At 37.2% G+C, this 17,849-nt stretch carries 26 protein-coding genes and 1 pseudogene; 20 read left to right on the top strand and 7 right to left on the bottom strand.

Annotated features, from left to right (window positions below; all coding sequences use genetic code 11):
- Window positions 1–216 precede the first annotated feature (216 nt).
- Window positions 217–1,080 carry a helix-turn-helix domain-containing protein gene (locus tag QM887_RS02125; protein WP_414270274.1) on the bottom strand — a complete coding sequence of 288 codons (864 nt, stop codon included), beginning with the start codon at window positions 1,078–1,080 and terminating at the stop codon, window positions 217–219.
- A gap of 182 nt (window positions 1,081–1,262) precedes the next feature.
- Here QM887_RS02125 and QM887_RS02120 point away from each other — a divergent pair, with 182 nt between their 5' ends.
- The 7 genes from QM887_RS02120 to abc-f all read left to right on the top strand — a co-directional run bounded on the left by QM887_RS02120 (window position 1,263) and on the right by abc-f (window position 7,380).
- Complete coding sequence (locus QM887_RS02120) at window positions 1,263–1,370, top strand: PhrA family quorum-sensing system peptide (protein ID WP_414267285.1); 108 nt, start codon at window positions 1,263–1,265, stop codon at window positions 1,368–1,370.
- A gap of 62 nt (window positions 1,371–1,432) precedes the next feature.
- The gene (gene cbpJ, locus QM887_RS02115) at window positions 1,433–2,422 is read left to right on the top strand and encodes a choline-binding protein CbpJ (protein WP_414270273.1); all 990 of its coding nucleotides are present in this window, start codon (window positions 1,433–1,435) and stop codon (window positions 2,420–2,422) included.
- Between the two features lie 267 nt (window positions 2,423–2,689).
- Window positions 2,690–3,559, top strand: coding sequence for an aquaglyceroporin Gla (gene gla / locus QM887_RS02110; RefSeq protein WP_414270272.1), 870 nt, complete (start codon window positions 2,690–2,692; stop codon window positions 3,557–3,559).
- Window positions 3,560–3,725: 166 nt separating this feature from the next.
- Window positions 3,726–4,256, top strand: coding sequence for a YutD family protein (locus QM887_RS02105; RefSeq protein ID WP_414269495.1), 531 nt, complete (start codon window positions 3,726–3,728; stop codon window positions 4,254–4,256).
- 20 nt (window positions 4,257–4,276) lie between these two features.
- Entirely contained in the window at window positions 4,277–5,362 is a 1,086-nt protein-coding gene (gene rlmN, locus QM887_RS02100; protein WP_414270271.1) for a 23S rRNA (adenine(2503)-C(2))-methyltransferase RlmN, read from the top strand.
- A gap of 1 nt (window position 5,363) precedes the next feature.
- On the top strand, window positions 5,364–5,837 hold the full coding sequence (locus QM887_RS02095; protein ID WP_414270270.1) for a VanZ family protein: 474 nt from the start codon (window positions 5,364–5,366) through the stop codon (window positions 5,835–5,837).
- A gap of 1 nt (window position 5,838) precedes the next feature.
- A complete protein-coding gene (gene abc-f / locus QM887_RS02090; RefSeq protein WP_268711209.1) occupies window positions 5,839–7,380 on the top strand; it encodes a ribosomal protection-like ABC-F family protein in 1,542 nt (513 codons plus the stop codon).
- A gap of 53 nt (window positions 7,381–7,433) precedes the next feature.
- Here abc-f and QM887_RS02085 read toward each other — a convergent pair whose 3' ends face one another.
- The 3 genes from QM887_RS02085 to QM887_RS02075 form a co-directional block, all read right to left on the bottom strand.
- On the bottom strand, window positions 7,434–8,237 hold the full coding sequence (locus QM887_RS02085; protein ID WP_414270269.1) for a peptidylprolyl isomerase: 804 nt from the start codon (window positions 8,235–8,237) through the stop codon (window positions 7,434–7,436).
- 303 nt (window positions 8,238–8,540) lie between these two features.
- The gene (locus tag QM887_RS02080; protein ID WP_042769224.1) at window positions 8,541–8,765 is read right to left on the bottom strand and encodes a helix-turn-helix transcriptional regulator; all 225 of its coding nucleotides are present in this window, start codon (window positions 8,763–8,765) and stop codon (window positions 8,541–8,543) included.
- Between the two features lie 2 nt (window positions 8,766–8,767).
- A complete protein-coding gene (locus tag QM887_RS02075; RefSeq protein WP_414270268.1) occupies window positions 8,768–9,346 on the bottom strand; it encodes a DUF3796 domain-containing protein in 579 nt (192 codons plus the stop codon).
- 528 nt (window positions 9,347–9,874) lie between these two features.
- On the opposite strand from QM887_RS02075, the gene QM887_RS02070 reads away from it, so the two are divergent.
- The 4 genes from QM887_RS02070 (at window position 9,875) to QM887_RS02055 (ending at window position 11,819) form a co-directional block, all read left to right on the top strand.
- A complete protein-coding gene (locus QM887_RS02070; protein ID WP_084972499.1) occupies window positions 9,875–10,489 on the top strand; it encodes a CadD family cadmium resistance transporter in 615 nt (204 codons plus the stop codon).
- Between the two features lie 11 nt (window positions 10,490–10,500).
- The gene (gene cadX, locus QM887_RS02065) at window positions 10,501–10,839 is read left to right on the top strand and encodes a Cd(II)/Zn(II)-sensing metalloregulatory transcriptional regulator CadX (RefSeq protein WP_000711083.1); all 339 of its coding nucleotides are present in this window, start codon (window positions 10,501–10,503) and stop codon (window positions 10,837–10,839) included.
- A gap of 45 nt (window positions 10,840–10,884) precedes the next feature.
- Complete coding sequence (locus QM887_RS02060; protein ID WP_414270267.1) at window positions 10,885–11,019, top strand: hypothetical protein; 135 nt, start codon at window positions 10,885–10,887, stop codon at window positions 11,017–11,019.
- 218 nt (window positions 11,020–11,237) lie between these two features.
- Window positions 11,238–11,819, top strand: coding sequence for a TMEM175 family protein (locus QM887_RS02055; RefSeq protein ID WP_414270266.1), 582 nt, complete (start codon window positions 11,238–11,240; stop codon window positions 11,817–11,819).
- Window positions 11,820–12,225: 406 nt separating this feature from the next.
- Here the strand turns inward: QM887_RS02055 and QM887_RS02050 are convergent.
- Window positions 12,226–12,426 (bottom strand): annotated as a pseudogene (locus QM887_RS02050) (hypothetical protein).
- A 169-nt stretch (window positions 12,427–12,595) separates the two neighbouring features.
- Between QM887_RS02050 and rpsP the strand changes: the two are divergent.
- The 7 genes from rpsP to QM887_RS02015 all read left to right on the top strand — a co-directional run bounded on the left by rpsP (window position 12,596) and on the right by QM887_RS02015 (window position 15,999).
- Window positions 12,596–12,868: a 30S ribosomal protein S16 gene (rpsP, locus tag QM887_RS02045; RefSeq protein ID WP_000268760.1), complete on the top strand. Its 273-nt coding sequence runs from the start codon at window positions 12,596–12,598 to the stop codon at window positions 12,866–12,868.
- 19 nt (window positions 12,869–12,887) lie between these two features.
- Window positions 12,888–13,127 (top strand): RNA-binding protein KphA, encoded by a 240-nt coding sequence (gene kphA, locus QM887_RS02040; RefSeq protein WP_000379617.1) that lies wholly within the window; start codon window positions 12,888–12,890, stop codon window positions 13,125–13,127.
- 44 nt (window positions 13,128–13,171) lie between these two features.
- A complete protein-coding gene (locus QM887_RS02035; RefSeq protein ID WP_049502993.1) occupies window positions 13,172–13,507 on the top strand; it encodes a MazG nucleotide pyrophosphohydrolase domain-containing protein in 336 nt (111 codons plus the stop codon).
- A 94-nt stretch (window positions 13,508–13,601) separates the two neighbouring features.
- The gene (locus QM887_RS02030; RefSeq protein ID WP_414270265.1) at window positions 13,602–14,384 is read left to right on the top strand and encodes an alpha/beta fold hydrolase; all 783 of its coding nucleotides are present in this window, start codon (window positions 13,602–13,604) and stop codon (window positions 14,382–14,384) included.
- A 36-nt stretch (window positions 14,385–14,420) separates the two neighbouring features.
- Entirely contained in the window at window positions 14,421–14,939 is a 519-nt protein-coding gene (rimM, locus tag QM887_RS02025) for a ribosome maturation factor RimM (protein WP_414270264.1), read from the top strand.
- Window positions 14,929–15,648: a tRNA (guanosine(37)-N1)-methyltransferase TrmD gene (trmD, locus tag QM887_RS02020; RefSeq protein WP_414270263.1), complete on the top strand. Its 720-nt coding sequence runs from the start codon at window positions 14,929–14,931 to the stop codon at window positions 15,646–15,648. The genes rimM and trmD overlap by 11 nt, the downstream gene beginning before the upstream one ends.
- Before the next feature lie 12 nt (window positions 15,649–15,660).
- Entirely contained in the window at window positions 15,661–15,999 is a 339-nt protein-coding gene (locus tag QM887_RS02015; RefSeq protein ID WP_001196044.1) for an ATP cone domain-containing protein, read from the top strand.
- A 30-nt stretch (window positions 16,000–16,029) separates the two neighbouring features.
- Here QM887_RS02015 and QM887_RS02010 read toward each other — a convergent pair whose 3' ends face one another.
- Window positions 16,030–16,350 (bottom strand): hypothetical protein, encoded by a 321-nt coding sequence (locus QM887_RS02010; RefSeq protein ID WP_414270262.1) that lies wholly within the window; start codon window positions 16,348–16,350, stop codon window positions 16,030–16,032.
- A gap of 98 nt (window positions 16,351–16,448) precedes the next feature.
- On the opposite strand from QM887_RS02010, the gene QM887_RS02005 reads away from it, so the two are divergent.
- Window positions 16,449–16,664, top strand: a complete 216-nt coding sequence (locus tag QM887_RS02005; RefSeq protein ID WP_000807425.1) for a YdbC family protein — start codon at window positions 16,449–16,451, stop codon at window positions 16,662–16,664.
- Window positions 16,665–16,715: 51 nt separating this feature from the next.
- Here the strand turns inward: QM887_RS02005 and QM887_RS02000 are convergent, their stop codons facing one another.
- Entirely contained in the window at window positions 16,716–17,255 is a 540-nt protein-coding gene (locus tag QM887_RS02000) for a biotin transporter BioY (protein ID WP_414270261.1), read from the bottom strand.
- 101 nt (window positions 17,256–17,356) lie between these two features.
- Between QM887_RS02000 and QM887_RS01995 the strand changes: the two genes are divergently transcribed.
- Window positions 17,357–17,849, top strand: a 493-nt coding sequence (locus tag QM887_RS01995; protein WP_414270260.1) for a recombinase family protein, incomplete at its 3' end; no start/stop codon positions are given.

The raw sequence follows: 17,849 nt of genomic DNA, 5'->3' as shown, positions 1-17,849 counted from the left end.
TATCGGATTAAGGAAATTCACTCCCTTAATCCTTTTGTTTTGTCTGATAAAAAATAAGAGCATCCTAATAAGGTAGCTATCATAAGTTTCGTTTGGAAATTATAGTGAACTGAATCTGAAGTAATAGTCACATAATTATAAGACTGATAGTATTAATTTCACTATCAGCCTTACAGGTTATTTAACGTTTCAGAAAAACTATAATGTCAAGATTAACTAAACAGTATCTAATTCCTTCAAATAGTTTTCTACCTTCATCAACATTAAAGGATTGTTATAAATCTTACATAACTCTCTTGCTTCTATATAATAATTTTTGACTTGTTCTTTGTCTAGAAATTTGGCTCCAGCATTTCCTACAAGAATAAGTAGGGGAGCCAGTTGGTAGCTTGTCTGTCTTTGTTTACAGAGTTCAATCGTCTCAAGAGCTTCTTGGATGGCTTCATTATATTTTTCCTTTGATACTAGGTAGTGAGCGTAGTTGTAACGAACTCTGATGTAGCCAAATAAAAACTCTTGATACTCAAAATTTTTTGTTTTATATAACTCCATCAAATGAGAGTAGTTTGCCTCATATTCTTGTTCACGACCCACTAAGGAATAGAAATTAGATAGAGTATTCAACGCCTTTAAATAAATCAGAGTATTTGAGGAGACTTTTAATAATATATTTTCCAATGAAGAAATTGCATCACACTTACTGTCATATTGATAGAAGTCAATTATAGCTTTAATCCATTCAAGGTAAGTTCGGTCTTCTAGTGTTAGAAAAGTGCTTCGTTCAGCCTCTATTTTATAAAGATATTCTAAATCGTCATAATTCCTATCATCTAATAAGCTAGCAGATAATTGCTTAAAGTTAGAGAGGTTAGACTTAACTTCGATTTGTTCATTGAAAAAGTAATCCAAAGGAACTTCAAGTCGTTGAGAGAGTTTGAATAACAAGTCTGCGGAGGGAATAAAATGACCTCTTTCAATTTTACTAATCTGACTTTGTTCACAAATTCCTTCTGCAAGAGTTTGTTGGGAGAGACCTAACTCTTTTCTCTTTACTCTGAATTTTTCAGCGAGTATATTCATAAAAAATATTATTCCTTTCTACTTAACTTAATTATATTTCTTTTAGTTAAAAATAGCAAATCTGGAATAAAAATGTTTATTTGTAATAATATAAAAAAAAAGTCAAATTGAACATAAAAACTTGACTGATTTTCATATGTGTGTTAGAATTAAGCAGAAAGAAAGGAGGTTCAAAATATAAGATGAGGAGAAATCGTGGAATTAAAAAAATAGTTATATTTGTATTACTAAGTGTTCTTGCATTTGGTAATACAATTTCCTATCGACAGTTTGTTCAGAAGAATAGATAAATGGTAAGGTTTATAACTTCTCCTCATATGGTGTGTTAATTTAATATTGGAGGTATATATAAATGAAACTTTTTAAAAAAACTATGCAAGTTGGACTGACAGTATTTTTCTTTGGTTTGCTAGCGACAAGTGCAGTATTGGCGGATGATGCTGATTCAGAAGGTTGGAAATTTGTCCAAGAAAATGGTAGAACCTATTACAAGAAGGGTGACATCAAAGAAACCTACTGGCGAGTGATTGATGGCAAGACCTATTATTTTGATTATAATGGCGAAATGGTTGTTGGTTGGCAGTACATTCCAATGCCAGTTAAAGGATATACAATTGGTCCTTACCCTAATGGTATCAGATTAGAAGGTTCCCCAATGCCAGAATGGTACTACTTTGACGAAAATGGAGTGCTACAAGAGTTTGTTGGTTGGCAAGAATTAGAGCTAAAATATTCCTTAACCGTTGGGAAAAAACATGGTGAAGGCTGGGAAGGTCCCGAAGTTCTTAAATTAGCATACTACTACTTTGATCAAGATCATTATTTAAAGACAGGTTGGCTTTATGATCAATCTAACTGGTATTACCTAGCAAAAACAGGAAATTCTGGGAATAAGAATCTTGGTGGTGAAAGACGTGTAGGTTGGATAAATGATGGTTCAGCTTGGTACTATCTAGATTCAGAAACTGGTATCATGCAAACTGGTTGGAAGCAAATTGGCAATAAGTGGTACTACCTCCGTTCATCAGGAGCTATGACAACTGGCTGGTATCAGGAAGGCTCAACTTGGTACTATTTAGATGCTGAAAATGGCGATATGAAAACTGGTTGGCAAAACCTTAGTAACAAGTGGTACTATCTCCGTTCATCAGGAGCAATGGCAACTGGTTGGTATCAAGATGGTTCAATTTGGTACTACCTAAATGCAAGTAATGGAGATATGAAGACAGGCTGGTTCCAGGTCAATGGCAAATGGTACTATGCTTATAGCTCAGGTGCTTTGGCAGTGAATACGACCGTAGATGGTTACTACGTCAACTATAATGGTGAGTGGGTTAAGTAACGAATGCTAATCGTAACTTTAGTTGATACTTAACTTAGTAAAAAGGGATTTTTTCTACCATTTGTCAACTCTATCAATTTTTAAGAATTAAATGAGTCAAGACAGTAGCCATTCAGTATGTTTATCTACTGTAGTAGGTTGAAGAAAAGCTAATAGTCACATAATAAAACCGCTTTCTCATATATTCTTTTAGAAAACCTGTTGCTAAAAGATATAAAAATTGATAGAATAAGGATTGTCTAAAAAATTTTAAGGAGAATCTATCAAATGGATTTCGCATGGGCAGTCAAATATGCCACAGAATTTTTGGGAACAGCCATCTTGATCGTTTTGGGAAATGGTGCTGTTGCTAACGTTGAACTTAAAGGTACGAAAGGTCATCAAAGTGGCTGGCTCGTTATCGCTGTTGGTTATGGTATGGGGGTTATGATCCCTGCCTTGATGTTTGGTAATGTTTCTGGTAACCACATCAACCCAGCCTTCACTCTTGGTCTAGCAGTTAGCGGACTTTTCCCTTGGGCTCAGGTTGCACCTTACATCATTATGCAAGTTTTGGGAGCAATCTTCGGACAAGCATTAGTTGTTGCAACACACCGTCCATACTACTTGCAAACTGAAAAAGCAAACAATATCTTGGGATCTTTCTCAACTATTTCAAGTTTGGACCAAGGTACAAAAGAATCACGCTTCGCTGCAACAGTTAACGGTTTTATCAATGAGTTTGTTGGATCATTCGTTCTTTTCTTTGCAGCTCTTGGATTGACAAAGAACTTCTTTGGAGCTGAAGTCCTTCAATACATGAAGCAAATGGCAACTCAAGCAGGTCAAACTGTTGACTTCTCTGAATTGGCAATTAAAGCTCAAACAGCACCACACACAACAGCAGGTGTTGCAGTAGGTCATATGGCACTTGGTTTCTTGGTAATGGCTTTGGTTACTTCACTTGGAGGACCTTCAGGACCTGGTTTGAACCCAGCTCGTGACTTTGGACCACGTCTTCTTCACGCCTTCCTTCCAAAATCAATCCTTGGTCAACACAAGGGTGATTCAAAATGGTGGTATGCATGGGTACCAGTAGTTGCACCGATTCTTGCAGCGATTGCAGCGGTAGCAATCTTTAAATTCCTTTACCTATAATCCGTTATAAACTGGGGTTTCCCAGTTTTTTCTTTTTTCAAGAAAAACGAATTTTTTAGATTGGATTCTTAAATCGTCAGACTTTTTTTATTTTAAGACTAAAGGTGAAAATATCCCGAAAATATGGTAAAATAGAGTGTTAAGAAATCGTTGAAAAAGGAAAATTATGCGTAAAGAGATTGCACCTGAATTATACAATTACAATAAATTCCCTGGTCCAGAGTTTCGTGTGACTGGAACTAGGGTCGAGGCTGAAGGTTTTGCCTTTACCTTGGTTGAAAATAGCAAGGATGCTTTTGATGTGACGGCTTTTACTCAACGTTTTTCAGAAGTTTTGACCAAGTTCGACTATATCGTAGGAGACTGGAGTAATGAACAGTTACGCTTACGAGGCTTTTATAAGAATGAACGCGCTGAAGAGTCTTTAGAAAAAATCAGTCGCTTGCAGGATTATCTACTAGAGTACTGTAGCTATGGTTGTGCCTATTTTGTCTTAGAAAACCAAGTGCCTAAGCGGGCGTCCTTTGACCAAAAGATGCGCAAAAAAGAGGAAGAAAAAGATTCTCGAAAAGGAAAGAAACCTTCTCAAAACAAGAAAAGAAATCATACAGATAAAAGAAATAGACGACGTTCAAAAGAACAAAAATCCCAGAAAGAAGACAAGGGGCAGCGTCATTTCGTCATTCGTCAGAAGTGAGTAGAAAATAAGGAGAAAACATGAAACCGTCGATTTATAGTTTAACCCGCCAAGGGATGCAAGAATGGGTCTTAGAGCAAGGAGAAAAGAAATTCCGAGCGGATCAAATCTGGGAATGGCTTTACCGTAAACGTGTTCAGACATTCGAAGAAATGACTAACTTGTCTAAGGATTTGATTGCCAAACTCAACGACCAGTTTGTGGTTAATCCTTTGAAACAACGTATTGTTCAAGAGTCAGCTGACGGGACAGTTAAGTATCTCTTTGAATTGCCAGACGGTATGTTGATTGAGACTGTCCTTATGCGTCAACACTATGGTTTGTCAGTCTGTGTAACCACTCAGGTAGGATGCAATATTGGTTGTACTTTCTGTGCATCAGGCTTGATCAAGAAGCAACGTGACCTTAATAATGGGGAAATCGTCGCTCAGATTATGCTGGTTCAAAAATATTTTGATGAGCGTGGACAGGACGAACGTGTCAGTCATATCGTAGTTATGGGAATTGGGGAACCATTTGATAACTACAATAATGTCTTGAACTTTATCCGTACCATCAATGATGATAAGGGAATGGCTATCGGCGCTCGCCATATTACAGTATCAACTTCTGGTTTGGCTCACAAGATTCGTGATTTTGCTAATGAAGGAGTACAGGTTAACCTTGCTGTTTCTCTTCATGCTCCAAACAATGAACTGCGTTCAAGCATTATGAAGATTAACCGTGCCTTTCCGATTGAAAAACTCTTTGCAGCGATTGAGTATTACATCGAAACAACCAACCGCCGTGTAACTTTTGAGTATATCATGCTAAATGAAGTCAATGACGGAGTAGAACAAGCACTCGAGTTGGCAGAATTGCTCAAGAATATCAAGAAATTGTCTTATGTCAATTTGATTCCTTACAACCCAGTTAGTGAGCATGACCAGTATAGCCGAAGCCCTAAAGAGCGTGTCATGGCCTTCTATGATACACTCAAGAAAAAAGGTGTCAACTGTGTCGTTCGCCAGGAACATGGTACAGATATCGATGCAGCTTGTGGACAGTTGCGTTCAAATACCATGAAGCGTGATCGCCAAAAGGCTATCTCCTCAGTTAATCCATAAGATGGAGAGAAGAAAACGACTAGGTTTGGGACTAGTCTGTTACAGTATTTGTATCGTTTGTTTTTGTTTTAGTCCCCAACCTCAACTTCCTACAGGAGTGGAAACTCCAGGTATTCAACATCTTGGACGCCTGGTTTTTCTTTTGACTCCATTCAACTCTTTGTGGAAACTTGGAGAAGTAACAAGCCTTTTACAGCTGTTTTGGATTTTTTTGCAGAATGCCTTAAATATCCTCTTGCTTTTTCCATTGATTTTCCAGCTTCTCTATCTCATCCCTAGTCTAAGAAAAACGAAGAGAGTGATTTTGTTTAGCTTTTTATTGAGTATGGGAATCGAGTGTACACAGCTAGCTTTAGACTTTTTCTTTGATTTTAATCGGGTCTTTGAGATTGATGATTTATGGACCAATACTTTAGGTGGTTACCTAGCTTGGATCCTCTATAAACTACTACATAAACACAAGATAAGGAATTAAAATGAGTATCTTAGAAGTTAAAAATTTGAGTCACGGTTTTGGTGACCGTGCGATTTTTGAAGACGTATCCTTCCGTCTCCTCAAGGGGGAACATATTGGATTAGTCGGTGCCAATGGTGAAGGAAAATCAACCTTCATGAGCATCGTAACTGGTAAAATGTTACCTGATGAAGGTAAGGTGGAATGGTCTAAATATGTGACTGCAGGCTACCTTGACCAGCACGCTGTGTTAAAAGAAGGCCAAACCGTGCGTGATGTCCTTCGTACTGCTTTTGATGAGTTATTTAAGGCAGAAGCACGTATCAATGAACTCTACATGGAAATGGCAGAAGAGGGCGCTGATATTGATGCCTTAATGGAAGAAGTTGGAGAACTCCAAGACCGTTTGGAAAGTCGTGACTTCTATACCTTGGATGCTAAGATTGACGAAGTCGCGCGTGCTCTTGGTGTCATGGATTATGGTATGGATACAGACGTAACAGCCTTGTCAGGTGGACAAAGAACCAAGGTACTTTTAGCCAAACTCCTCCTTGAAAAACCAGATATCTTGTTGCTTGACGAGCCAACCAACTACCTGGATGCAGAGCATATTGACTGGCTCAAGCGCTATCTGCAGAACTATGAAAATGCCTTTGTCCTTATTTCGCACGATATTCCATTCCTCAACGATGTGATCAATATCGTCTATCATGTAGAAAATCAACAGTTGACACGCTATTCTGGCGATTACTACCAGTTCCAAGAAGTCTATGCTATGAAGAAATCGCAACTAGAGGCAGCCTATGAGCGTCAACAGAAAGAAATTGCTGATCTCAAGGATTTCGTAGCCCGTAATAAGGCGCGTGTTGCAACACGAAACATGGCCATGTCTCGCCAGAAGAAATTGGATAAGATGGATATCATCGAACTCCAAAGCGAGAAACCAAAGCCTTCCTTTGATTTTAAACCAGCTCGTACACCTGGACGCTTTATCTTCCAAGCTAAGGACTTGCAGATTGGTTACGACCGCCCACTTACAAAACCATTAAATCTTACCTTTGAACGCAATCAGAAGGTTGCCATTATTGGTGCCAATGGTATCGGTAAAACAACCCTCTTGAAGTCTCTTTTGGGCATTATCCCCCCAATTGCTGGTGAAGTTGAACGTGGAGACTATCTAGAACTCGGCTACTTTGAACAAGAAGTTGAAGGGGGAAATCGCCAGACCCCACTGGAAGCAGTATGGAATGCCTTTCCAGCTCTCAACCAAGCAGAAGTTCGTGCAGCCCTTGCCCGTTGTGGTCTAACGACTAAGCATATCGAAAGTCAGATTCAGGTCTTGTCAGGTGGTGAACAAGCCAAGGTTCGTTTCTGTCTCTTGATGAACCGTGAGAATAATGTCCTCGTTCTTGACGAACCTACCAACCACTTGGATGTGGATGCCAAGGACGAACTCAAACGTGCTCTGAAAGAATACAAGGGTTCTATCCTTATGGTTTGTCACGAACCAGACTTCTACGAAGGATGGATGGATCAAATCTGGGACTTTAACAAGCTAACTTAAAATGAATATAAAAGAAATACAGTACCGTATGTGGATACTGTATTTTTTGGTTTTTAAGATTTAAAATCGTAGTCTTTCACCACTTCGATGCTATCGATAGTAATAGCAGTCGTTGGCTTGTCTTTCTCATCTTTTTCGGCTTTAGCAATCTTATCTACAACATCCATACCATCAATGACTTGACCAAAGACTGGGTGCTTGCCATCTAGACTAGGATTTCCACCTTCTTTGTAGGCTTCGATGATTTTCTTTGGATACTTGCTTGTAGGGAGTTTGGCAGAAATATCTGTCGTATTTTGGTTGATGAAGAACTGGCTACCGTTTGAATTTGGTTGACCAGTATTGGCCATAGAGAGAGAACCACGAATGTTATAGAGATACGGAGAGATTTCGCTCTTGAAACCAGTTCCCTGGTCTTTAGTCTTGTCCTTATCATGCCAGATGGATTCACCACCAGTACCATCCCCTTTTGGATCACCTGTCTGGACCATGAAGCCATCGATCACTCGGTGGAAGGTAACACCATTATAGTAGCCTTCTTTTGCGTGAGTTAGGAAATTTTCAACCGCAAGCGGAGCTAGCTTTGGAAAGAGTTTGATGCGGATATCTCCTTGACTTGTATGGAGAATGACTTCCTCCTCATCTTTAGCAACTTCTTTAGATAGTTGCGGGAAATTGGCATTTTCATTTGTCAAGGCATCCTTGAGATCCTTGGCAGATTTGGCGGCTGCTTTGGAGCTTTCCTCAGCGGCCAAGCTAGAATCTACATAGTCATCGCCACGCAAACTACGTTGGATGTTGCTACATCCAGCTAGAGCTACAGTGGATAGTAAAAGAAGGGTTGCTAGTTTTTTCATTCTATTCCTCTCAAAAATTCATTTCTACCATTGTACCCTAAAAGGAAGTGGATTTCAAATATTAGTGACAAGACAGTTTAAGAGAAAGCCAACCAGAAAGTCGCTTGTTTTGAGGCATCAATGCCATAAGTGTACTCAAAGTATTTAGGAACCAGGTCTTAAGAAAGCTCGTAAAGCATCACAATTAGTAAACGTTAATTCGAAAGAATTACTATATTTTAAAAGAGCACATTTTCAAAGGATTTTTTCTTTTGGCTTCATTCCTAATTAATCAATGAACTTAATACTAGGTCTCGAAAAGAATTATGCTTCCTCTTTCTGTCTGAGTTCAAAGAGGTCTTCTACTTTCAGATTAAAAACTTGAGCAATTTTAAGAGCCATTTCCAGAGAAGGATTGTAACGGTTATTTTCTAAGTGCAGAATTGTCTCGCGTCGCATGCCGATGAGGTCGGCTAACTCCTGCTGGGTCATGCCTGTGGACTCACGAACAGATTTGAGATTAGTAATAATATTGCTTTCTTTGGCCATACTTATCCTCTCCGTTCCAAGATAAGATAGACAACCGCAAAGATGAAAATCAAGGCAGCTATGCTAATAAATATCTGGCCCATGTAAAGAGTGAGAGACCCCATATACCCAATGATAACTGCTAGGATCATCAGTGCGCCTAGTATAAAAACAAACATCAAGCTAGCTGCCTTTGCTAAATTAGCATAAAAGCGTTCGTCCGGAGTTTCCTTGACATTTTTCAAACAGAAAAAACCAAATACAATCAATTCAATAACGAGGCCAATTCCCAAAATCCATTCTTTAATACCAGAACTTACGCTTGGGGTCGCAACCCAAATCCCTACTGTATAAAAAATACTTGCTGCAAATAAAAGTATCGTGTAAAGCTTAGCAGACAAGTCAAAAATAATCTTTCCCTTACCTTTCTGACTCTTATGTAGCCAGCTCCAAATAGCTACAATTTGACCTGGCACTGAAATACCAGTAATAACTAACTTGGGTCCCCAACTAAGATTAGAACCAAATAAAACAATAAAATCAATAAAGAGAGCTACGGCAATCATTGCAATGAGGCCAAGCATTTTTTGACTTTTTTTCATGATAGACTCCTTTTTGTGTTATAAATATATAACATTTAAATGTTATGTTATAAATATATCACACTTAAATTTAGAAAGCAAGAATTTTATGTGTCAATGTGGTAATTATTTGAAAAAATTTTTTAATAAAAGCCCTTGATAGTCAAACAACTAAAGAATTCTTTGAAGCAATGCATCGGATTTGGTTTGGATAATTTCGTTAATAATATTTGATGATAAAGAAATTTTGGAAAATCTAGATACTGTATAGATCTCTACTTTTTTTCTTAGACTGTTATAAAGTCTGTCAGAATAAGCTTTGTAGGTGTAGAAGTTAATTTTTACAGAAGTGAAGTAAGCATTCAATACGAATCAATACATAAGAAAAACTCTGATTTCAAGCGTTTTTTCTTTTTTCAATTTTAATACATTTCACTATATTTCAGTCCAATCTCTACCTTCTTATCTATACTTTGATGGAGCTGAAGTTGACATCTACAAAGTTTAATGTTAGAATACATTCAAAAATATATTTGAATGAGGTATTTTATGATTCAAAATGTTGTTACTTCAATAATCCTGTATTCTGGGACAGCCGTAGACTTACTTATTATCCTAATGTTATTTTTTGCCAAAAGAAAAAGCAGAAAAGACATCATTAACATCTATTTAGGACAATTTCTAGGCTCTGTTAGTCTAATATTGCTAAGTTTACTTTTTGCATTTGTCTTAAATTATATTCCTAGTAAAGAGATTTTAGGTTTGCTCGGTTTGATTCCAATTTTCCTAGGACTCAAAGTTTTGCTTTTAGGAGATTCTGATGGAGAAGCTATTGCAAAAGATGGTTTGCGCAAAGATGATAAAAACCTGATTTTTCTAGTCGCTATGATTACTTTTGCAAGTTGTGGTGCTGACAATATTGGTGTTTTTGTCCCATATTTTATTACCTTAAATTTAGCGAATTTGATAGTGGCTTTACTTACTTTTCTAGTCATGATTTATCTCTTGGTTTTTTCTGCCCAAAAATTGGCACAAGTCCCTTCTGTTGGAGAAACTTTGGAAAAATATAGCAGATGGTTTATTGCCGTTGTTTATTTAGGATTGGGGATGTATATCCTGATTGAAAACAACAGCTTTGACATGCTAAGGACTGTGTTCGGCTAGGAGAAAAAATTATGAAAAAAGATAGTATCTGCCAAGTGAATATTATAAATCAACAAAATGTTACAACCGCAACGAACTACCTTGAAAAGGAAAAAGTCCAAAAATCACTTCGCATTTTATCAAAATTTACCGATAATAAACAGATAAATATCATCTTTTATCTCCTTGCTGTTGAAGAACTCTGTGTATGTGATATAGCCTGTTTACTAAATCTCAGTATGGCATCTGCCTCCCACCATCTTCGTAAACTAGCCAATCAAAACATCTTGGATACTAGAAGAGAGGGGAAAATTATATATTATTTTATAAAAGATGAGGAAATCAAAGACTTTTTTAATCAACTAGGATAACAACTATTTTTACTACTTTACCATGATTATATATAGGACTTATCTATGAAATTTTTTGATGAAAATTACTCACAAGAAATACCTACTCGTATCAAATGTTTAAGAAAAAAGTGTAATTTAAAGCAAAGCGACCTAGGTAATGCAGGTCAAGTTAGCCAAGTTGAAAAGGGAGGAATTTGAAAGAAAATGTATCTTTGATAGTAGTCATTTATTGTGAAATATGATAGAATTTATTAATTAGATGGATGAATATTTCTAAAGTTAAATAAGATATGACAGATACATTTTTTAGTGTATCTTCTTTGTACTCAGAGTATGAAATGAATATCTAATATTTAAGATTAATAAGTATTATACGATGAGATAGAATTCTACAAAATGAAAGGCTATGTAATCTGATGAAGAAAGATAGATTAATTGCATTAACAGATGCGGTTCTAGCAATTATAATGACTATCCTAATCTTAGAATTAGAAAAACCAACGACACCAAGTCTTCAAGCTTTTTGGGATTTACGGCAAAATTTCTTTGCTTATTTTCTTTCCTTTTTCTGGTTAGGATCGTTATGGATGGCACTAAACACACTATGGGAAAAGGTTGAGAAAATTTCCCCACAAATTGTTTGGTGGAATTTGTTTCTTTTATTTTTTGTTTCATTTATGCCCTATGTTACTGGAATCGTTAGTAGTCATTTCATGAACCATACGGCACAGCTCTTTTATGGACTGATCGTTATTGTTTCAACGGTAGCAAACTGGTTTTTACATAAAGTAATTGATAAACCCAATATGGATCAGAAAGAATTACTTGAAGCTACCGCACAATATAGAAAGTTATTGATACCTGACCTAATAATTAAAGGAGTGGGTTTGATTCTATCCTTAATTCTCTATCCTCCGATTATGATGTATAGTGTTTTAATTGCGGCATTTTACATCATAACTTTAAAAACACTATCTGAAAAAAGAGTGAATAACTAAAAAACGGTGACCAAAGTTAGGTGTATTATTTTAATGATTACAGACCTAAACTATTCCCCTATTTAGAATCTATTAATTCATATTTTATAAATTAATTAGTAGATATCGTTCTTAAAATCCTTGATATTTCGCTGTTTTTAGTCCAACTGAAACGCATACTTTCCAAACCAGATTTTAAGAAAGCTCGTAAAGCTAGGTAGTTTTCTAAACGTTAAAAACTAGCTACAATACAGCATTTACAACACTTCATGGTTCACACCATGGGGTGTTTTTGATGATTTTAAGCAAAATTCACACCATTTAATTGAAAGTTATTTAAATTAGATGAAAATTTGTTTTCTGAAAAAGTGGGAAAACATTGATTTTAAACGAATTTTGAATCATATTCGAATGGGAGTTTTTAAAATCATGTTTCGATGGTGAATGTTCCAAAGTTGATTCTCCAGAGGAGAATGATATCTCCTGCTAGTAAATCATCTGGTAATAAGTCCATGTGTCATTTGGGAACAGGCTTGGGATTTAGTAGCCAAGTCTCGATATCACGATCAGGAGAGATGTAAGGTTTGACTTGATGGTCTTTGTAAATCTTCTCTAGACTAGTATTCATAAAGTTTCTCTTTCTAATTTATACCTACTAGTCTAACAAATTTCTAAAAATTTTAAAGTCTGTCAAGTTTTTTTCTTGACACCTTTTAGAAATCTGTTATAATAGAACATGTGCTAAATAGCTTAGCTATTTCACCGAACTAAAAAATAAAAGAAAAGAGATATTAAAAATGGCTGTTAAAATCCGTTTGACTCGTATGGGTTCTAAGAAAAAACCTTTCTACCGTATTAACGTAGCAGATTCACGTTCACCACGTGACGGACGTTTCATCGAAACAGTTGGAACTTACAACCCACTTGTTGCTGAAAACCAAGTAACTTTGAAAGAAGACCGCGTTCTTGCATGGTTGGCTGATGGAGCTCAACCTTCAGATACAGTACGCAACATCCTTTCAAAAGAAGGCGTATTGAAGAAATTCCACGATTCTAAATTCTCTAAATAATTCTAAAGTAGGTTGACAGATGGATACGATTGAAAATCTCATTATTGCAATTGTGAAACCTTTGATTTCACAACCAGATGCCTTAACTATCAAGATTGAAGATACACCAGAATTTTTGGAGTATCATTTGGATCTTGACCAAAGCGATGTGGGTCGTGTGATTGGTCGTAAGGGTCGCACTATCTCTGCGATAAGAACGATTGTCTACTCTGTCCCAACTGAAGACAAAAAAGTAAGAATCGTTATTGACGAAAAATAAGAAAAGCGGGACGGATGTCTCGCTTTTTTTGAAAGGAGCAGGATATGAAGGATTTAACGTTTAGACAATTACAAGACTACTTACTCGAACATTACCAGCAGTCTCGGACTGAGGAAGGTCTTTTTATCAAGCTAGTGGAGGAAGTTGGAGAAGTAGCCGAGGTTTTAAATGGACGTTCTGGACGAAAAGAGGGAGTTCAGGATTCTAACGAGGAACTTGCCAAAGAACTTGCTGATATCATTCACTACACAGTCGCAATTGCAGCCATCAACGACATTGATCTAACCAAGACCATTTTTGAAAAAGACAAAAAGGCAGCTATCAAATATCAGCATGAACGAGATTTGGAAGGATATTTAGAAGCCGAAGGTCAGAACTAGCTTTTTCCTCCAACTTGAGAAAATCACTGGAACGTGATAAAATAAAGGATAAGGATTTTTAATAATTCATTATATAGAATGAGTGGATTTCTTTATGAAGAGGATTGAAGTATCTACAGAAATTGGTAGTCTCTCTGTCACTTATCAAAAGCAAAAGAAAGTGCTAGTTTGTTTAAGTGGCGCAGGTTTGCTACCAAGTTATGAAAATTTTTCACTTATACTTGAAAAACTTCCTCCTACAATTGGTTATTTGACAATTGATTTTCCGAACACAGGTAGGAGTCCGATTTATGACCAAACTGGAAAAAATCTAGATAATCTTGCAGATGCAGTTTATGAAGTACTTGAAGAATTAGGGATTTCTGAATATATACTTTGTGCACATAGTTTGAGTGGAATTTTAGCTTGCAAATTACTCAAGAAACCAATTAAGTGTCAGGCTTTAGTAGCAATTGAACCGACAACTAAAAACGTCATGTTTGCTGATTTTTCAGAAAATCCTTATCCAGAAATGGAAGAGCAAATGAGACTGATTGAAGAATTTGGTCCTGAACTTTATTTTAAGAACTTAACTCAATCCACATTTAACCCTGAAACTAACAAAGAAATCTGGAAATTAATGCAAGAAAAAGGCTTAGAGTTGGAAAATCAAGATCCAGAATTTCAGATATCTGGAGAAATTACTGAGGAAGATTTTGAGAATTTGTCGATAGAATCTCATGTCCCTGTATTTATTTTTTGTCAGCCTTATAGAGAAAAAGAGTACAGAGAATCAGAATATTGGACTTCCAATACTAAACTCATTTTAGGAGGGAATTACCATTATTTACAGTGGTCCGAATCAGAGAAAATTGTAGATATTATTAAAAAATTGTAAGAAGAAAATGGAGATAAGGAAATTACAGGAGATCAAATGAACTATTTTAACGTTGGAAAAATCGTCAATACGCAAGGTTTGCAAGGTGAGATGAGAGTCTTATCTGTGACGGATTTTTCGGAAGAACGCTTTAAAAAAGGTGCAGAACTGGCCTTGTTTGATGAGAAGGATCAATTTGTTAAAAAAGTGACTATCGCAAGTCACCGTAAGCATAAAAACTTTGATATCATCAAATTTAAGGATATGTATCACATCAATGATATCGAAAAATACAAGGGCTACAGTTTGAAGGTTGCGGAAGAAAACCTTAATGACCTAGATGAGGGTGAATTTTACTATCACGAGATTATTGGACTAGAGGTCTACGAGGGTGATAACTTGATTGGAACCATTAAGGAAATTCTTCAACCAGGGGCCAATGATGTTTGGGTAGTTAAGCGCAAGGGGAAACGTGACCTGCTTTTACCATACATCCCACCGGTCGTGCTCAATGTTGATATTCCAAATAAGCGTGTGGATGTAGAACTCTTAGAAGGGTTAGACGATGAAGATTGATATTTTAACCCTCTTTCCAGAGATGTTCTCGCCTCTAGAACATTCTATCGTTGGGAAAGCTCGTGAGAAGGGACTTCTTGACATCCAGTATCACAATTTTCGTGAATATGCTGAAAAGGCCCGTCATGTGGATGATGAGCCATATGGCGGTGGTCAAGGGATGTTGCTACGAGCGCAACCGATTTTTGATGCCTTTGATGCTATTCAAAAGAAGAATCCGCGCGTGATTCTTTTGGATCCTGCTGGTAAGCAGTTTGATCAAGCCTATGCTGAAGATTTAGCCCAAGAAGAAGAACTCATCTTTATCTGTGGTCACTACGAGGGCTATGATGAACGCATTAAGACCTTGGTAACAGATGAGATTTCCCTGGGTGATTATGTGCTAACTGGTGGAGAACTGGCAGCAATGACCATGATTGATGCGACGGTTCGCTTGATACCAGAAGTAATTGGGAAGGAAACCAGTCACCAAGATGATAGCTTCTCATCTGGACTCCTCGAATATCCTCAGTACACACGTCCTTATGATTATCGTGGCATGGTGGTTCCAGAAGTGCTTATGAGTGGGCACCATGAGAAGATTCGTCAATGGCGTCTCTATGAAAGTCTCAAAAAAACTTATGAGCGTAGACCAGATTTGTTGGAACATTACGAATTAACAGCAGAAGAAGCCAAAATGTTAGCAGACATTAAAGAAAATATAAATTAAAAGGAGAAGCCTATGCAAGTCATTAAACGTGATGGACAAGTTGCCGACTTTGATCCAGATAAAATCTATCAAGCCATTCTCAAAGCTGCTCAAACAGTTTATGTTTTGACAGATGATTTACGTCAAAATCTAGCTCAGGTAACTAAAAAGGTTGTCTTGGATCTAGAAGAAGCAAAAGTGGAGCGTGCGACTATCAGCATGATTCAATCAATGGTTGAGCATCGCTTGCTTGGTGCAGGTTACATCACCATCGCTGAACACTATATCTCTTACCGTTTGCAACGGGATTTAGAGAGAAGTGGTTACGGAGAACACATTGCTGTTCACCTTCATTTTGAACAAATTCGTTAATAGAAAAGAGTGAGATGAAGAAAACTCATCTCACTCTTTCTTAAATCGATTTTTTTGGGCAGTTTGGACAGTTGAGGGAACAAAACTTATTTTTCGAATATCTGGGATTCGAATAATGCGGGTCACATTTTTTGCAAAATTTTTAACGATAATTTGCTGGCGGTCCGTATCATATTTGATGATATCCCCTGTAAAACTCGTATCGGAAAAAATAATGTGGACAGCAGTTTTTTTCAGGAGCGCCTCTTTAATGGCACTTGTCAGGGAGTCAGCTTTGGAATGATCTGGTTCTTCTCGTCCGTTGAGAAAGCCTTGGAATTTTTGTTGAATATGTTTAAATAAATCTTTCATCGGAGCCTCCCTTCTTTTTACCATTATTATATACAATTTTAAAAAAATCTACAAGATTTTACGAATAATCAAGTGAAGACAATTAAAAGGAGAATACAATGGCAGAATTTACATTTGAAATCGAGGAACACTTACTTACGCTCTCAGAGAATGAAAAAGGTTGGACCAAGGAAATCAATCGTGTCAGCTTTAATGGAGCACCAGCAAAGTTTGACATTCGTGCTTGGAGTCCAGACCACACTAAGATGGGGAAAGGAATCACCCTCTCAAACGAGGAGTTTCAAGTGATGGTCGATGCCTTTAAGAATCAATAAGCAATCATGTAAGAATAATCCAAAAGAAGCTGGGAAAAACCCGGCCTCTTTTTATTTGCTTGAAAAATAGGATTGAGTACGGAGACGTTGAAGGAGTGGTCGACCGATAAAACTGATGGCAAGGATTTTTGCAAGATCAGGAATGATAAAGGGAATGACACCGACAGCCAGTGCTTTATCAAAAGGCATACCAGCGAGGAAGTGGAGGCTGAGGATACCACCGACAAAAACAAGTGAATCACCCAAGAGATTGGCTAGGAAAATACGTACAACACCACTATTTGTGTGTGTTAGATAAGATGCAAGTCCTGCATAGACTAGGTCAAACCAAAGATATCCAGCACTTGGCCCAACTAAAACGTGGAAACCAGCTCCTCCGCCTGCAAAGACAGGAATACCGATAGCACCCAGCAAGAGATAGAGTCCAACAGAAAGAACGGCTTCCCTTGGTCTAAAAACAGTAGCGATGAGTCCGATAGCAAAGTTTTGTAGAGTAAATGGAACAGGTCCAATTGGGATACTGATTTGGGCTAATACTGCAATCAGAGCAGCTCCAATAGCAGGAATAGCGTAAATATGTGCTTTTTTCATAATAGTTAACCTCTTTTTTAATTTATAGTAACTATTATACTGGAAAGGAGATAATTGTCAACCTATTTTAAAAATAAAGGTTACAAATCTGTAACGGCCGATTGATAAGGTATCAAACCACCATCAATATAGGCTATGCTCGTGTTTCTACCCACAAGCAAGACCTGGGCTTGGAGGTGCAAATCGAGGCTCTCAAGCACTGTGACCAGCTCTTTATCGAACGTGAATCTGCTTCAAACAATGCACGTCCAGAACTCGAAAAAGCCTTAAAAATGGCTTGTGACCTTGCGAAGGATGGCAAGAAGGTCACTTTTACTATCTATAAGTTAGATCGCCTGACTCGCTCCATGTTCAAATTACTAGAGATGATTGAACAATTTAATGCTTCGGATATTCAGCTAGTCAGTTTACATGAAAAACTGGAAACTGACTCGTTCATTGGTAGGTTACTTTGCGTCATTTTGGGATTTGTGGCAGAAAGTGAACTGGAAAATCTGCGATTTCGTACCCGTGAAGGACTTCGTAAAGCTAAGGAAAATGGTGTCAAACTAGGTGCCAAGCGAATGTCAAGAGATAAGGAAGAGAGAATTATTG

It is taken from the genome of Streptococcus infantis (genome assembly GCF_047460875.1).
Classification (GTDB): domain Bacteria; phylum Bacillota; class Bacilli; order Lactobacillales; family Streptococcaceae; genus Streptococcus; species Streptococcus infantis_AA.
The sequence above is the reverse complement of the archived record's forward strand: the minus strand, read 5'-3'. Positions and strand labels throughout refer to the sequence as shown.

Excerpts from the sequence above, each read along its gene's own strand:
- trmD (WP_414270263.1), top strand. The coding sequence starts at position 14,929 with ATGAAGATTGATATTTTAACCCTCTTTCCAGAGATGTTCTCGCCTCTA.
- QM887_RS02035 (WP_049502993.1), top strand. The coding sequence starts at position 13,172 with ATGAAGGATTTAACGTTTAGACAATTACAAGACTACTTACTCGAACAT.
- cbpJ (WP_414270273.1), top strand. The coding sequence starts at position 1,433 with ATGAAACTTTTTAAAAAAACTATGCAAGTTGGACTGACAGTATTTTTC.
- QM887_RS02085 (WP_414270269.1), bottom strand. The coding sequence starts at position 8,237 with ATGAAAAAACTAGCAACCCTTCTTTTACTATCCACTGTAGCTCTAGCT.
- QM887_RS02055 (WP_414270266.1), top strand. The coding sequence starts at position 11,238 with ATGAAGAAAGATAGATTAATTGCATTAACAGATGCGGTTCTAGCAATT.
- QM887_RS02015 (WP_001196044.1), top strand. The coding sequence starts at position 15,661 with ATGCAAGTCATTAAACGTGATGGACAAGTTGCCGACTTTGATCCAGAT.
- QM887_RS02010 (WP_414270262.1), bottom strand. The coding sequence starts at position 16,350 with ATGAAAGATTTATTTAAACATATTCAACAAAAATTCCAAGGCTTTCTC.
- QM887_RS02030 (WP_414270265.1), top strand. The coding sequence starts at position 13,602 with ATGAAGAGGATTGAAGTATCTACAGAAATTGGTAGTCTCTCTGTCACT.
- cadX (WP_000711083.1), top strand. The coding sequence starts at position 10,501 with ATGAAAAAAGATAGTATCTGCCAAGTGAATATTATAAATCAACAAAAT.
- QM887_RS02080 (WP_042769224.1), bottom strand. The coding sequence starts at position 8,765 with ATGGCCAAAGAAAGCAATATTATTACTAATCTCAAATCTGTTCGTGAG.
- gla (WP_414270272.1), top strand. The coding sequence starts at position 2,690 with ATGGATTTCGCATGGGCAGTCAAATATGCCACAGAATTTTTGGGAACA.
- QM887_RS02060 (WP_414270267.1), top strand. The coding sequence starts at position 10,885 with ATGAAATTTTTTGATGAAAATTACTCACAAGAAATACCTACTCGTATC.
- kphA (WP_000379617.1), top strand. The coding sequence starts at position 12,888 with ATGGATACGATTGAAAATCTCATTATTGCAATTGTGAAACCTTTGATT.
- QM887_RS02075 (WP_414270268.1), bottom strand. The coding sequence starts at position 9,346 with ATGAAAAAAAGTCAAAAAATGCTTGGCCTCATTGCAATGATTGCCGTA.
- QM887_RS02000 (WP_414270261.1), bottom strand. The coding sequence starts at position 17,255 with ATGAAAAAAGCACATATTTACGCTATTCCTGCTATTGGAGCTGCTCTG.
- rimM (WP_414270264.1), top strand. The coding sequence starts at position 14,421 with ATGAACTATTTTAACGTTGGAAAAATCGTCAATACGCAAGGTTTGCAA.
- rlmN (WP_414270271.1), top strand. The coding sequence starts at position 4,277 with ATGAAACCGTCGATTTATAGTTTAACCCGCCAAGGGATGCAAGAATGG.
- QM887_RS02095 (WP_414270270.1), top strand. The coding sequence starts at position 5,364 with ATGGAGAGAAGAAAACGACTAGGTTTGGGACTAGTCTGTTACAGTATT.
- abc-f (WP_268711209.1), top strand. The coding sequence starts at position 5,839 with ATGAGTATCTTAGAAGTTAAAAATTTGAGTCACGGTTTTGGTGACCGT.
- QM887_RS02070 (WP_084972499.1), top strand. The coding sequence starts at position 9,875 with ATGATTCAAAATGTTGTTACTTCAATAATCCTGTATTCTGGGACAGCC.
- QM887_RS02005 (WP_000807425.1), top strand. The coding sequence starts at position 16,449 with ATGGCAGAATTTACATTTGAAATCGAGGAACACTTACTTACGCTCTCA.
- rpsP (WP_000268760.1), top strand. The coding sequence starts at position 12,596 with ATGGCTGTTAAAATCCGTTTGACTCGTATGGGTTCTAAGAAAAAACCT.
- QM887_RS02125 (WP_414270274.1), bottom strand. The coding sequence starts at position 1,080 with ATGAATATACTCGCTGAAAAATTCAGAGTAAAGAGAAAAGAGTTAGGT.
- QM887_RS02105 (WP_414269495.1), top strand. The coding sequence starts at position 3,726 with ATGCGTAAAGAGATTGCACCTGAATTATACAATTACAATAAATTCCCT.
- QM887_RS02120 (WP_414267285.1), top strand. The coding sequence starts at position 1,263 with ATGAGGAGAAATCGTGGAATTAAAAAAATAGTTATATTTGTATTACTA.